The sequence below is a fragment of the Halomonas sp. CSM-2 genome (assembly GCF_002119345.1).
Taxonomy (GTDB): domain Bacteria; phylum Pseudomonadota; class Gammaproteobacteria; order Pseudomonadales; family Halomonadaceae; genus Vreelandella; species Vreelandella janggokensis.
The window spans coordinates 38,732-51,898 of record NZ_NBYR01000006.1 but is presented as its reverse complement, the minus strand read 5'-3'; the positions used below and the strand labels follow the sequence as shown (position 1 = coordinate 51,898).

The following is a 13,167-nucleotide window of genomic DNA, read 5'->3' as shown; positions in this document are numbered from 1 at the left end:
GGGAGGTTGGCGGTCAGTGCACCTATATCGTTAGCCTTCTAGCTACAATCCCGGCATGCTGGGTATTACCACCCTTCGTTTCATCATAAAAAGAGCCCGCTTCCAACATGCAATCCCCCTCGCTTCCGTCTGTTTTACCCCGTCACTTGGCCATCCTGCTGTTAATGACGGTGGCGACGATGTTCGCGGCCAACCACGTCTCGGCGCGACTGGCGTTCGATAATGGCACAGGGCTTTTGCTGGCGGTACTTACCCGCTCAGGTGTCGCCTGCTTGATTCTGGTTTGTCTGGTCGTTGCGCAAAAAAAGCGGCTCTGGCTGCCGCCGGGCACCTGGCCGTGGCAGCTTGCGGTCGGGCTCTGTATCACGGTGCAGAGCCTCTGTTTGTACTCGGCCGTGGCGCGCTTGCCCGTGGTCATTGCCCTGTTACTGGTGAATACCTTTCCGATCCAGTTGGCATTGCTGAGTTGGGCGTTAGGTGGGCCGCGACCCACGCTGCGCAGCTGTCTGATCATGGGCACGATTCTGATCGGCTTACTGGTGGTGCTCGATATTCCCGCCTGGTACGCCAATATAGACGATATGGGCCCCGGTTGGCTGGCGGGCATCGGCTTCGGTTTGACGGCGGCGTTTGCCTTCGCCTGTGCTCTCTGGACTACGGAGCACCGGCTCGCGAGAGTGGGGAGTACCCTGCGCAGCCTGCTCACCATGCAAACGGTGTTTATCGCCATGATCATCGGTGGCCTTACCGGCATTGTGCCCGGAGGTATGAGCTTGCCGGAAACTAACCAGGGCTGGATTGGGTTAGCGCTTTTGGGGTTGTTGTACGGCTCGGCATTTTCGACCCTGTTTATCTTTGTGCCTCGACTGAATATGGCGCGCAACGCACCGGTAATGAATATCGAACCCGTCGCTTCGTTAGTGATTGGTTACTTCGTCCTGGGCCAAATGCTCAGCCCCAGCCAACTGGTCGGTGGGGCGGTGGTCGTTGGGGGAATTGTGGTGCTGAGCTTGTCCCGTCGTCGCTAGCCTGCGCATGGCATACTCGCCGAGCACGCCCTTTACTGCCGTGGCATTTCTTAGTATCAGCACATTTTATCGGAGTTTGAGCCAAATTCCCCGCTCAACAAACTGATAGTGTGTAATTCAATAACTATTACGGGCAGCCAGCGAACAACCAAAAACCTTCTTGAAAAGGGGAATTACCATGTACAGGAAAAGCAAAATTGCATTAGCTATTGGGCTGAGCGCGGGATTGGCGACTACCGCTGCTACGGCTGAGACTAACTGGCGCATGGCGACACCGTGGAGCGGTGGGCCCTGGCTTGAGCGCGATGCTCAGATGTTTGCCGACCACGTTAATGACCTTTCAGGCGGGGAAATTGAAATCGAAATATTTCCTGGGGGAACGCTCGGCAGTGCGCTGAAAGTCACTAATTCAGTCAAATCGGGTGTTGCCGATATTAGCCATAATTATATCAACTACGATTATGGCACTGACCCGACCACAGCACTCCTGGCAGGACATTCCAGTGGTTTAACTCCCGAAGAGTTCATGATGTGGATGTACCAGGGGGGTGGCGTTGAACTCTACGAAGAGTATCGCCGGGATATGTTCGATGTTGTGGCATTCCCTTGTGCAATTCTGGGAACAGAGATATTCCTTCACTCTAATAAACGCGTTGAAACACTGGAGGACTTCCAGGGGCTGCGGCTGCGTACATCAGGGGCCTGGTCGGAACTTGCTTCACGCCTCGGTGCTTCGACAGTGGTCATGTCGGGTGGGGATATTTACAGTGCCCTTGAACGAGGGGTGATCGATGCGGCCGAGTGGGGGAGTCCTGAGATGAACCGCCCCACTGGTTTTCAAGAAGTTGCCCAATACGTGATCGTTCCAGGTGTTCACCAGTCAGGTGGCTTTTTAGAGTGCCAGGTGAATGAAGAGGTCTGGACCAGCCTTAGTGAAGACCAGCAGGATAACCTTCGCTTAGCGGGTAAGCTTAGTGTCTTTGAGTCTTGGCTAGCGAGTTCATATGATGATCTAGATGCTTACGAAGAACTTGTTAGTGGAGAGAATGAAATCGTCCACCTTGATCAAGACTTTATTGATACGATTTATGAAGAAACCGCTAAATGGGAAGACGAGTACGCTGAAGATAATGAATGGTTTGCTCGTGTTCTAGAGTCTCAAAGGGGGTTTAAAGAAACAATGAGTGCTTGGCCGGAGTATCGCCTGCCGATTGGTACCATGGGACGATAAACACCACGCTAAGTAAAAGAGAGGCCTTAGGCCTCTCTTTTATGTGTTTATACTTTCTAATTATCGGACCAATGGATACCCGCTATGAAGCTTATAAACGCGATTGAGTCAATAACCCGATGGTCGGGGTGGCTAGGCGCTGTTTTGATATTTCCCTTGATAGGGGCTTTGGTGTTTGAAGTTTTCAGTCGCTATTTGCTGGGGCGTCCGACCTTATGGGCATTTGAAGTTAGTTATATGGTAATGGGGGCAATCTTTATGCTTGGCATGTCGAATGCCCTGCGAGTGCGGCAGCATGTCAGCGTAGACATTGTTTCCATGCAGCTCAGTGAACGCGTAAAAGCTATTATCAATGCGATCGGTTATTTTCTTTTCCTTCCGCTACTTATTTGGCTTGTATGGGAGCTTTCGGCCTACGCCCTCCAAGCGTTTGAGACAAATGAACGGTCAGGGCGGTCCGCCTGGAATCCTGTTGTCTGGCCTATCTACACCGTGTGGTTTGTTGGTTTCTTATTTTTGGCCTTACAGGTACTTGCTGAGTTAATCCGATCTGTGATGACGGCGCTTGGCCAAAAGCAGGTTGAGGAGGGTGGCTCATGAGTAGTTATCTTGCACTGCTGATGTTTCCAGCGTTAATGGCATTTATCATTGCTGGGTTCCCTATTGCGTTCTCAATGATCCTGGTTGCCAGCGGGTTTGGTATTATTCAGTTCGGTGATGTGGCAGCTTATCAGCTACTTACCAAAATTGAAGATACAGCGTCTAACTCTATTCTGGCAGCTGTCCCATTGTTTATCTTTATGGGGGCAATGCTGGAACGTTCAGGTATTGCTGAACGCTTATTTGAAGCGATCCATATATGGACACGGCGCTTACCCGGTGGCTTAGGGGTTGGAGCGATCATCATGGGGACTCTGTTTGCAGCTTCTAGTGGTGTGGTTGGTGCAACAGAAGCCGTTATCGGTATGCTCGCTATTCCTGTGATGCTCAAGCATCACTACAGTAAAAGCCTCATGTCAGGAACCATTTGCGCAAGCGGTTCGTTAGGTACCGCCATTCCTCCTTCTATCACTGTTGTAGTGCTGGGGCCTGTTGCTGGTGTATCGGTTGGATCGCTTTTCAGTGGTCTGTTAATACCAGGCTTTTTAATGGCCGTGATGTTTTTGGTTTACATCATCGGTGTTTCCTATTTCAGGCCGGAAATGGCTCCTCGTGTTGAGCAAGACGAACCAGAAATCAGCTGGCAAGAAAAAATGCGCATCACGTTGGTCGCTTTGCTGCCAACCATGCTGCTGATATTTACCGTCCTGGGGACTATTTTGATGGGGCTTGCCACACCGACTGAAGCTGCCGCCTGTGGTGCGCTAGGTTCGGTGGTTTTAGCGATTGCCTACCGCAATTTGACCCGAGATGTTTTATGGCAGTCCGCCATTAAAACGATGAATATTTCAGCGATGATATTATTGATCGTCATGGGCGGAAGTATGTTCGCTGGCGTATTTTTCGCCTCTGGCGGTATGGCAACCGTACAGTCACTGCTGATGGACACAGGTTTAAACCCATGGATGATCCTGGGTCTTATTCTCCTGATTGCTTTTATTGCTGGTTTTGTACTCGACTTGATTTCAGTCGTGCTTATCATCATTCCAGTGGCGATGCCCATTGTAAGGATGTTGGGCTTTGACGAAATTTGGTTTTGCGTTGCCTTCCTCGTGGTATTGCAAACTAGCTATTTGACGCCGCCTTTGGCCCCCGCAATTTTCTATCTGCGAGCCATCACACCGCCGGAGGTTACACTCAAGCATATGTATAGAGGGGTTGTGCCTTTTATCATCGCGCAATTGGTTGTTCTGGCGCTAGTCCTTGCTTTCCCGGCAATTGCGCTCTGGCTTCCTGAGGCGATGAGCGGTCCTTCCTGGTAAGTCATTGACGTTCATCATCATGCCGCCCTAGGGCGGCATGTTTGTTGGGCTGTAATATCATTAATATTGTTAGCGCGCTAATTAAATGATAAGCTGACGCTGTCATTAACACGCTAATGAGTCCTGCATGTCCCCCGAACAACGTTTTGCCCGCTGGGTAAAGGTGGCGGTTGCTGCCTTTATGCTTTTGTTTGTGTATTTTCTCATCGCCGATAGCTTTATGCCTATCACCCCGGAAGCGCGGGTGATGCGCCCGGTGACGCGCATTGCACCTGAATTGAGCGCGCCCGTTAAAGAAGTGACGGTAGACGACCATCAGCAGGTGGCCAAAGGTGATGTGCTGTTCCGCCTGGATCCAGCGCCGTTTCAGTTAGCGCTCGCCGAGGCCCGGCTCAATCGCGAACAAGCCCTGAAAGACAATGCCCGCTTGAGGGCAGAGCTTGCCGCTGCCCGTGCCACCCTGGCATCGGCGGAGGCCACGGCCCAGGAACGTCGTGGTGAGCGTCGTCGTGGTGAAGCGTTGCTGGCAAGGCACAGCCTCTCTCGCCAGCAGTACGAGCAGCAGGTTGCCGCTGAGCAAACGGCGGCGTCCGCCGTCGCCTCTGCCCAGGCCGATATTGAAAGCCTCGAAGTACAGTTGGGTAAGGAAGGCGAAGCCAATTTGCGCTTGCGCCAGGCGGAAAACGCCCTGGAAAAAGCACAGTTGGACATGGCGCATACCCAAGTTCGCGCTGCGCAGCCGGGGATCGTCACCAACCTTCAACTGCAGGCAGGCGACTATGTGCAGGCCGGGCAGCCTGCGCTGGCACTTGTGGCCAATCAGATGGATATCATTGCCGATTTCCGCGAAAAGAGCCTGCGTCATGTGCACCTCGGCGATCAGGCAAAAGTTGTCTTCGACAGTTGGCCGGGGAAGGTGTTTGAAGGCCAGGTCAGTGCCTTTGATGCGGGCGTGCGTAACGGCCAACTGGCTGCCGATGGCCAACTCGCCGATATTCCGACGACGGATCGCTGGGTGCGCGATGCCCAGCGGCTACGCCTCCACGTGACACTGGACGAGCCGCTCACTTCGTTACCGGCCAGCGGTGCTCGGGCCACTGTTCAACTGGTGCCGGGCGACCACCTATTGGCCAAGCCATTCGCCGCGCTTCAGGCGCGTTTAATCAGCTGGCTTCACGCGGTGTATTGAGCATGGCAATCCTACGGCTATTGAAGCCCAGCCGCCCGGCGGCGGATAAGCACCCTGTCGGATTAACGGAGAACGGCCTGCGCCAATGTTTGCGGGTGGCAGGCGGTGGCCTGCTGGGGTTTGTGGTCAGCCAACTGATGGATTGGAACTACGGTGTCTTCTTCACCGTTTTTCCAATGTTCCTGCTGGGCATGGTGCCCATCCTGAACGGCCATATCGTGCGCCAGTTTCTGGGCAACGTTTCGATCAATGTAATCGAAGTCAGCTTGGTCGTCGGTCTGCTCAAGCATATGCCCGTGGTGATGACGTTGGTCGTGTTGGCGATCTTCTCATTCCGCTTTTATCTCATGGCCAAAGGCCCGTTGTTCTTGTTTGGGGCCAATGGCGTGTTGACGCTAAGCATTCTGCTGCACTTTGCCAGTTATCCAAGTGTTGATTTGAGCGACTTGCTGGCCAGCAATATGGTGGCCAGTGGGCTTGCGGTGTTCATCGCCATGCTGATGTACACGCTATTTCCCGATGTTGAGCCAAGACAGCCCCCGCCCAAAGGCCTAAAACCTGCTGAGCAAATTCGCCACGAAACCCTGATGGGCGGCATCACCGCAACGCTATCGTTTGTGATGTTTCAAGTGTTTGATTTGCAAGGGTCGCTCTCGGCGCAGATGGCTACCATTCTGGTGTTGTTCTCACTGGGTTATGGCGGCGCCAAAGTGTCGGCGGGTAAGCGGGCCGTGGGGACGCTTCTGGGTTGCAACCTCGCGCTTGCCATGCAGCTGGTGCTATATACCCAAAGCCACCATTTTATGCTGGTCATCCTGCTCTACTGGCTGGGTCTCATGCTGTTCGCAAGGGAGCACATCCTGGAAGGCGGCGGCTCTGGCATTGGCTTTGGTGGGATGACGACGCTGGGTATTTTATTTGGTCAGTCGTTGGGGCCTGAGCAGGACCTCGTTTATAGCGCGCTATACCGTTTTTCGTCGATGAGCGTGGCGCTGCTGGGAACGTTGCTGGTGATGGCCTGCCTGCATGTCGCACTGAATTGTTGGGCGCCCACGCGCTTACCCGATACGGCGGGCTAAAAGAAATTGCGGTGATTTTTTTGATACCGACTATGATGATGACAGCGCCTCGAACGAAGTAAGTATTTACTTTTTTGAGCGCTGTCTACAGATATATCTCCAGCGCTGTCTCCAGCACTATTCTCCACTAACGGACTAGAGGTGTTCATCATGGCAAGTGGCAAAAAAGACAAAGCGAAAGGGGCCGCCAGTCAGAGCGTCGGTAAATTGAAAGAAGCGGCGGGCAAGGTGACCGGAAGCGGCAAAACCGAAGCCAAAGGCAAAGCCCAACAGGCAAAGGGCGGCATGCAGAAAGGCGTAGGTCATTTGAGGGAGAATCAGAAAAAACAACGCTAGCCACATGATACTGACGACTAACAGGGGGCTTCGGCCCCCTGTTGGCGTTTAAGCGCGGTAAGGTTGATCCAGGGCAATATGGCGCGGCGTCTTGTGTGCCGTAATGGTCAGGTGATTCGACTTTCCGACTGAGGAGACGTCCCATGCCGACCATGATGAAAGCGGCCATTTTTGTTGAACCTGGCCGTATCGAGATTGACGATAAACCGATCCCTGAGATTGGCCCCAACGATGCCTTGATGCGCGTGACCACCACGACCATCTGCGGCACCGATGTGCATATCCTGAAAGGCGAGTACCCGGTGGAACGTGGCCTGACGATTGGTCACGAGCCCGTGGGTGTCATCGAGAAACTGGGTGCCAACGTCCAGGGGTACCAGGAAGGCCAACGGGTGATTGCCGGGGCGATATGCCCGAGCTTTACCTCCTATGGTTGCCAGGACGGCTGCTCCTCCCAGGATGGCGGCCACCACAGCCATGGCTACAAACCCATGGGCGGCTGGCGCTTTGGTAACACCATCGACGGCGCCCAGGCGGAATACCTGCTGGTGCCCGACGCCCAGGCGAACCTTTCGCCGGTGCCCGACGGCCTGACCGACGAACAGGTGCTGATGTGCCCGGACATCATGTCCACCGGCTTTGCCGGGGCTGAAGCCGGCGGTATCAAGATCGGCGATACCGTGGTGGTATTCGCCCAGGGACCGATTGGCCTGTGCGCCACGGCGGGCGCAAGGCTGCGCGGGGCGGGCATGATCATTGCCGTTGACGGCGTGGACGAGCGCTTGACCATGGCCAGGCAGATGGGCGCCGACGTTACCCTGGATTTCCGCAAGGTCGACGTGGTGGATGAAATCCTCAAGCTCACCGGCGGGCGCGGCGTGGACGTGGCCATCGAAGCCCTCGGCTTGCAGCAGACCTTCGAGTCAGCCCTGCGCGTCCTGAAACCCGGCGGAACACTCTCCAGTCTCGGCGTCTACTCCGAAGACCTGACGATTCCGTTGGGCGCATTCTGCGCGGGCCTGGGCGACCACAAGATCATTACCTCGCTGTGCCCGGGCGGCAAGGAGCGCATGCGCAGGCTGATGAGCATTATCGCCGCCGGCCGCCTGGATCTGGGTCCCATGGTTACCCACCGCTTCGCGCTGGAGAATATCGTCGATGCCTACGATCTTTTCTCCCATCAGCGCGACGGCGTCTTGAAAGTGGCGCTCGAGGTCTCCTGAGTTTCAGTCGCCAAGTTCAGCAATGAGCCAAAAATGAAAAACCCGCTAACGGTCGCTATACAGCCGTCAGCGGGTTTTATTGCAGGCGGCAATAGCCGCCAGGTATCAGTCCAGTTCCAGCGAGAAGTTCATCTCAACGCCTGCATCGTCCACTCTGACCCCGTACGCCATGTGCTTATAGATATCCCCATACTGCCGGAATATGTCAATATCGGACGCTTCCAGCTCAGCGGAAGGCACCTGCTCCATGACATCGGCCAGGGAATGATAAAACTCACCGGTCAGATGACCATGAAGCAGTAGGTCACGCTCTGACGCAGGGGCTTGCAGGGCTTCCTGCAGTGACGCCGGGTCGCTGATGTCTGCGCCCAGGGCAATGGCCGTGTCGGACATGGCGGCATACAGCGGTGGTGTTTCGGGCGGCAGCATCATGCTTTCGATTTGCTTGGCGTCTCCGCCTGGCTCAAGCCCAAGCGCGCCCAGTTCAGGCAAGAAGGTGGCTGCGGTCGTCACCAGCCCCATCGGGCTTGGGGAAGCAAGGGTCAGGATGCCGCTGCCACTGGGTTCGCCGTCGATCATTGTCAGGCTGTCGATGCGAGCCCTCAAACCTGATAGCGCTGAACCGATCATCATCGTAGCCGGGTTGTTCATCGCCGCGTTGATTTCGCTCCAGGCGCTGTTCAGGTCCTGCAGCTCATCACAGTTGAAGGGATTCTGACGCACTTCCTGGGCATATTTTTGAACTGTCTGAAGCAGTAACGGTAAATTCAGGCCCATTCCGAAACTAGCCATACCCTCTGTGTTGCCAAGACCTGGCACCTGAGTGGTCAGAGCGCGCAGGTCGCTGACAATCGCTTCATCGGTTTCCAGAATGACATTCATCTCCATGCGGTCTTGGTTGTACTCACGCATGCCCATCACAAGGCCGGGGAAGCGGCTGGTGATGCGGTCAATATCGGCCTGACAGGCAGACAGATCCAATTGCTCTGCCTCAACGGCGTCCATCAATGCCTGAGTACCTGCATGGGAAGGAGAGCTGAGCTCATTAAGCAGGCGTGAAAAGTCGACCTCCCCAGCGCCGTAAGGGGTAAAGTCGTGGCGCTGCTCAAGCTCTGCCAGCGCGCCAGAGTCGCCGAGGTTGCTGTCAGGCAAATCGCTACCCAGTACCTGCGCCATTAATTCGTCACTGGCATCCTGGGGCACTACCGACATCAGCAACTGCTGATCTTCAATGACAAGGATCGCCTGGACTGGCGCCTCGGGTGTCAGAACCCAGTAGTCGGTGCCGTTGGTGGTGGCCGTGCTGGGGGTGATTTCCGCCTTGGTCAGGACGCGCTGAAGCGTTTCGCGAAACGCCTCTTCATCCTGCAGTTGCATGCGCAATACAGGCAAAATGCCCAGTCCATACAAGGCGCCCCGAGGGCTCACCTTCAAGCCTAGCGCATGGAAATCATCCAGTGATTCAACACCGTCGAGCTCTTCACCGATGGCGATCAGAAGCTTCATCATTGAGCGCGATACTTCATCGTCAATATCGGCCAGCGTATCGCGCAGTTCATCCAGATCAGACTCAAGGTTCGCCATAGGCTGCATGCGCTGAAAGAGATCAAAGGCCTCCTGTTCAGGCATTGCGTCACTGGAGGCCATGAAGTAGGGAGAATCAGCTGGGATATAATCCAGCATCGTCGCTGCTTCGGTTGACGCGTTGTCATCACTGCAGCCGCTGAGCAGCCCTGCGCTGATCAGGGTAACCGCCAGGGAAAGTTTGGTTTTCATCAGGTATTCGTTCCTTGAATGGTTTTGGTTTTAGGTGGTTGTTGGCCTGAATAATCAATAAATGATAACCATACACAAAGTTTTCTTCATGATCTTCTGCTTAAGTAAAAAAATGACCCTTGAGGCTTGTAACACTCAAGAGCCACCTTACTCAGCCACGTCGTTCCCTAGACCGCTGCTTTAAACCTCCTGATACAGCTCGCTGCCTTTATTGCGAAACTTCTCCGCCTGTTCCTCCATGCCTTTCATGACGGCTTCCTGGTCGCCGTTTAGCCCGTGCTCGTTGGCGTAATCACGTACCTCCTGGCTGATCTTCATGGAGCAGAACTTCGGCCCGCACATGGAGCAGAAGTGGGCTACCTTGGCGGAGTCCTTGGGCAGGGTTTCATCGTGGTATTCGCGGGCGGTGTCCGGATCCAACCCCAGGTTGAACTGGTCCTCCCAGCGGAACTCGAAGCGCGCCTTGGAGAGCGCGTTATCGCGGCGCTGGGCAGCCGGGTGGCCCTTGGCCAAATCCGCCGCGTGGGCGGCAATTTTGTAGGTGATAATGCCGGTTTTTACATCGTCCTTATTGGGCAGTCCCAGATGCTCCTTGGGCGTGACGTAGCAGAGCATCGCGCAGCCAAACCAGCCGATCATCGCCGCCCCAATGCCCGAGGTAATATGGTCGTAGCCGGGGGCAATATCCGTCACCAGCGGGCCGAGGGTATAGAAGGGCGCCTCGTCGCAGTACTCCAGCTGCTTATCCATGTTCTCTTTCACCAGGTGCATGGGCACGTGGCCGGGGCCTTCGATCATCACCTGCACGTCGTGCTTCCAGGCGATATGGGTCAGCTCACCCAGGGTCTTGAGCTCCGCCATTTGCGCTTCGTCGTTGGCATCCGCCACCGAGCCGGGACGCAGGCCATCCCCGAGCGAGAACGCCACGTCGTACTGCTTGCAGATCTCGCAGATATCTTCGAAGTGGGTGTACAGGAAGCTCTCCTGGTGATGGTACAAACACCACTTGGCCATGATCGAGCCGCCGCGGCTGACAATGCCGGTGACCCGCTTGGCGGTGAGCGGGACATAGCGCAGCAGCACGCCCGCGTGAATGGTGAAGTAGTCCACGCCCTGTTCGGCCTGCTCGATCAGCGTATCGCGGAACACCTCCCAGGTGAGGTCTTCGGCCACGCCGTTGACCTTTTCCAGCGCCTGGTAGATCGGCACCGTACCAATCGGCACCGGCGAGTTGCGCAGGATCCACTCGCGGGTTTCGTGGATGTTCTGGCCGGTGGAGAGGTCCATGATGGTGTCCGCGCCCCAGCGGATGCCCCAGGTCATCTTGTCCACCTCTTCCTCAATGGAAGACGTCACCGCCGAGTTGCCCAGGTTGCCGTTGATCTTGACCAGGAAGTTGCGGCCAATGATCATCGGCTCGCTTTCCGGGTGGTTGATGTTATTGGGAATGATCGCCCGCCCGCGGGCGACTTCATCGCGCACAAATTCCGGCGTGATCTCTTCGGGCAAGCTGGCGCCAAAGCTCTGACCTTTATGCTGGTGGCCGAGAATGCGCTCCACTTCCTCATTGCCCAACGCCTGACGACGCTGATTTTCCCGCAGCGCGATAAACTCCATTTCCGGCGTGATGATGCCCTGGCGGGCGTAGTACAGCTGGGTTACGTTCTTGCCCGCTTTTGCTCGGCGTGGTGTCCGGGTTAGATCAAAGCGCAGTTGGGCAAGCGTCGGGTCGTTGGCGCGGCGGTGGCCGTACTCGCTGGTAGGGCCGGTCAAGAACTCGGTGTCGTCCCGCGCTTCAATCCAGGCGCGGCGCAACGCCGGCAGTCCGCGACGCAGGTCGATCTGGGCTTCCGGGTCGGTATAGGGGCCGGAGGTGTCGTAGACCAACAGCGGCGGGTTCTGCTCGTCATCGGCGGACGTCTTGGTGGGCGAGAGGGTGATCTCGCGAAACGGCACGCGAATATCCGGCCGTGAGCCTTCCACGTACACCTTGCGGGAGCCCGGCAGCGGCGTGATGGCGGCGGCATCCACCTGGGCGGTTTCGGCTAAAAAGTGGCTAGTCTTGCTCATAGTAGCTTCCTTGTCGTTGTTGGCAGTCAGTCAGTGAGGTCGAGGCCCATCTGCCAGAAGTCGATTTCCAGGCGGGTGGCATCGCGAAAGATTTTGCTCAGTTCGGCAAAGCGGGCGGGGGTAACATCGGCAAGGCGGGCATTGAGCCATTCGAGCTCCGCCCGCATGGCGGACTGAAACTCTTCGCTCTCGTACATGCCAATCCAGGCGTCAAAGGGGTTGTGCTCGCCGCGCACCGTGGTGGTCTGGTTGTTAAGCCAGTTGGCAATTTCGCCGTAGCCGACCAGGCAGGGGGCCAGCGCTACGTGCAAATCGAGCAGGTCGCCCCGGCTGCCGGTATCCAGCACATAGCGGGTATAGGCAAGCGTCGCCCTGGCTTCCGGCAGTTCCGCCAGCTCCGACTCGCGGATGCCCCATTCGTGGCAAAAGCCCACGTGCAGGCCCAGCTCCACGTCCACGATGGCTTTCATGCCTTCATGGGCCTGGCGAAGATCGGCGAGGGTGGGGCTTTTGTAGGCGGCCAGCGCATAGGCGCGGGCGAAGTGGATCAAAAACAGGTAGTCCTGCTTTAAATAGTGGCGAAACGACGCTTCGGGCAGCGTGGCGGTGCCCAACTGACGCACGAAATCGTGCTCGATATAGGCACGCCATTCATCGTGACAAGCGTTGGTGAGATCGGTAAAGCAGTAGCCCATAATGCCTCCGGTGGTAATGATCCGGAGGGCAGGCGAGAGATCGAGGAAATGGCGCGGAAAGGTGGCGTGCGATCGTGGGAGAAAGCTAGCCAAGGCCATTGCTTGATCCCTACGCCGGTACCCGCGTGCAACTCATGTGAGCAGCAGCGCATTAGCCGGATCAGGTTCAGCGGGACCAGCGCTTGGCAGCAAATAAATGCGAGCCCTGCGCCATCTCAGCCGGATATCACCGGCACCCCGTCAAGCTGTTCGTTGGTGGAGTTTAGGAGGCGGGTGGGGGAGATGCAAGGGGGAAGTAGTTAATGTCGAATTAGACTATGCTCGATAGATAAAGAGGGAGGCAGAGATGGTGGCTAACTTACGCGAATTGATGAGCCGTCGGGGTTCTTACAGCTTTAATAGCAGTTGGTTAGATTAAATTAGGGTCATATGACGTATGGAAATCTCACGATCTACAATAGATATTAAGCACATGAACTCGTTCGTGGAGTCGAAACTGCTAGGCTGTATATTTCATGTGACTCTACTATCCAATCTTCATAAAATACTAAAGACCAAAGTTGTTAATGCAGCTGGGGGTGGGGAAAAGACATTTGGTTTTGGGAGTAACGGGTTCTT

At 55.7% G+C, this 13,167-nt stretch carries 11 protein-coding genes and 1 riboswitch; of the genes, 8 read left to right on the top strand and 3 right to left on the bottom strand.

The annotated features are described in order from the left end of the window. Window positions 1-107: 107 nt before the first annotated feature. The 8 genes from B7L15_RS06295 (at window position 108) to B7L15_RS06260 (ending at window position 8,008) form a co-directional block, all read left to right on the top strand. Window positions 108-1,028: an EamA family transporter gene (locus tag B7L15_RS06295; RefSeq protein ID WP_085918153.1), complete on the top strand. Its 921-nt coding sequence runs from the start codon at window positions 108-110 to the stop codon at window positions 1,026-1,028. Between the two features lie 178 nt (window positions 1,029-1,206). Then, on the top strand, window positions 1,207-2,259 hold the full coding sequence (locus B7L15_RS06290; protein ID WP_085918152.1) for a C4-dicarboxylate ABC transporter substrate-binding protein: 1,053 nt from the start codon (window positions 1,207-1,209) through the stop codon (window positions 2,257-2,259). A gap of 84 nt (window positions 2,260-2,343) precedes the next feature. Continuing rightward, a complete protein-coding gene (locus B7L15_RS06285; RefSeq protein ID WP_085918151.1) occupies window positions 2,344-2,859 on the top strand; it encodes a TRAP transporter small permease subunit in 516 nt (171 codons plus the stop codon). Then, a complete protein-coding gene (locus tag B7L15_RS06280) occupies window positions 2,856-4,181 on the top strand; it encodes a TRAP transporter large permease (RefSeq protein WP_085918150.1) in 1,326 nt (441 codons plus the stop codon). Before B7L15_RS06285 ends, B7L15_RS06280 begins: the two co-directional genes overlap by 4 nt. A 127-nt stretch (window positions 4,182-4,308) precedes the next feature. Further along, on the top strand, window positions 4,309-5,370 hold the full coding sequence (locus B7L15_RS06275; protein ID WP_085918149.1) for an HlyD family secretion protein: 1,062 nt from the start codon (window positions 4,309-4,311) through the stop codon (window positions 5,368-5,370). A gap of 2 nt (window positions 5,371-5,372) precedes the next feature. Further along, a complete protein-coding gene (locus B7L15_RS06270) occupies window positions 5,373-6,449 on the top strand; it encodes a DUF2955 domain-containing protein (protein ID WP_085918148.1) in 1,077 nt (358 codons plus the stop codon). A 150-nt stretch (window positions 6,450-6,599) separates the two neighbouring features. After that, window positions 6,600-6,785 (top strand): CsbD family protein, encoded by a 186-nt coding sequence (locus B7L15_RS06265; protein WP_085918147.1) that lies wholly within the window; start codon window positions 6,600-6,602, stop codon window positions 6,783-6,785. 143 nt (window positions 6,786-6,928) lie between these two features. Continuing rightward, the gene (locus tag B7L15_RS06260; protein ID WP_085918146.1) at window positions 6,929-8,008 is read left to right on the top strand and encodes an NAD(P)-dependent alcohol dehydrogenase; all 1,080 of its coding nucleotides are present in this window, start codon (window positions 6,929-6,931) and stop codon (window positions 8,006-8,008) included. Window positions 8,009-8,113: 105 nt separating this feature from the next. Here the strand turns inward: B7L15_RS06260 and B7L15_RS06255 are convergent, their stop codons facing one another. The 3 genes from B7L15_RS06255 to tenA all read right to left on the bottom strand — a co-directional run bounded on the left by B7L15_RS06255 (window position 8,114) and on the right by tenA (window position 12,549). Further along, the gene (locus B7L15_RS06255) at window positions 8,114-9,784 is read right to left on the bottom strand and encodes a hypothetical protein (protein ID WP_085918145.1); all 1,671 of its coding nucleotides are present in this window, start codon (window positions 9,782-9,784) and stop codon (window positions 8,114-8,116) included. A 180-nt stretch (window positions 9,785-9,964) separates the two neighbouring features. Next, the gene (gene thiC / locus B7L15_RS06250) at window positions 9,965-11,854 is read right to left on the bottom strand and encodes a phosphomethylpyrimidine synthase ThiC (protein WP_085918144.1); all 1,890 of its coding nucleotides are present in this window, start codon (window positions 11,852-11,854) and stop codon (window positions 9,965-9,967) included. Between the two features lie 26 nt (window positions 11,855-11,880). Continuing rightward, a complete protein-coding gene (tenA, locus tag B7L15_RS06245) occupies window positions 11,881-12,549 on the bottom strand; it encodes a thiaminase II (protein ID WP_085918277.1) in 669 nt (222 codons plus the stop codon). Between the two features lie 89 nt (window positions 12,550-12,638). Beyond that, window positions 12,639-12,799: riboswitch (TPP riboswitch) on the bottom strand. Window positions 12,800-13,167: the final 368 nt, after the last annotated feature.

Excerpts from the sequence above, each read along its gene's own strand:
- B7L15_RS06295 (WP_085918153.1), top strand. The coding sequence starts at position 108 with ATGCAATCCCCCTCGCTTCCGTCTGTTTTACCCCGTCACTTGGCCATC.
- B7L15_RS06290 (WP_085918152.1), top strand. The coding sequence starts at position 1,207 with ATGTACAGGAAAAGCAAAATTGCATTAGCTATTGGGCTGAGCGCGGGA.
- B7L15_RS06285 (WP_085918151.1), top strand. The coding sequence starts at position 2,344 with ATGAAGCTTATAAACGCGATTGAGTCAATAACCCGATGGTCGGGGTGG.
- B7L15_RS06280 (WP_085918150.1), top strand. The coding sequence starts at position 2,856 with ATGAGTAGTTATCTTGCACTGCTGATGTTTCCAGCGTTAATGGCATTT.
- B7L15_RS06275 (WP_085918149.1), top strand. The coding sequence starts at position 4,309 with ATGTCCCCCGAACAACGTTTTGCCCGCTGGGTAAAGGTGGCGGTTGCT.
- B7L15_RS06270 (WP_085918148.1), top strand. The coding sequence starts at position 5,373 with ATGGCAATCCTACGGCTATTGAAGCCCAGCCGCCCGGCGGCGGATAAG.
- B7L15_RS06265 (WP_085918147.1), top strand. The coding sequence starts at position 6,600 with ATGGCAAGTGGCAAAAAAGACAAAGCGAAAGGGGCCGCCAGTCAGAGC.
- B7L15_RS06260 (WP_085918146.1), top strand. The coding sequence starts at position 6,929 with ATGCCGACCATGATGAAAGCGGCCATTTTTGTTGAACCTGGCCGTATC.
- B7L15_RS06255 (WP_085918145.1), bottom strand. The coding sequence starts at position 9,784 with ATGAAAACCAAACTTTCCCTGGCGGTTACCCTGATCAGCGCAGGGCTG.
- thiC (WP_085918144.1), bottom strand. The coding sequence starts at position 11,854 with ATGAGCAAGACTAGCCACTTTTTAGCCGAAACCGCCCAGGTGGATGCC.
- tenA (WP_085918277.1), bottom strand. The coding sequence starts at position 12,549 with ATGGGCTACTGCTTTACCGATCTCACCAACGCTTGTCACGATGAATGG.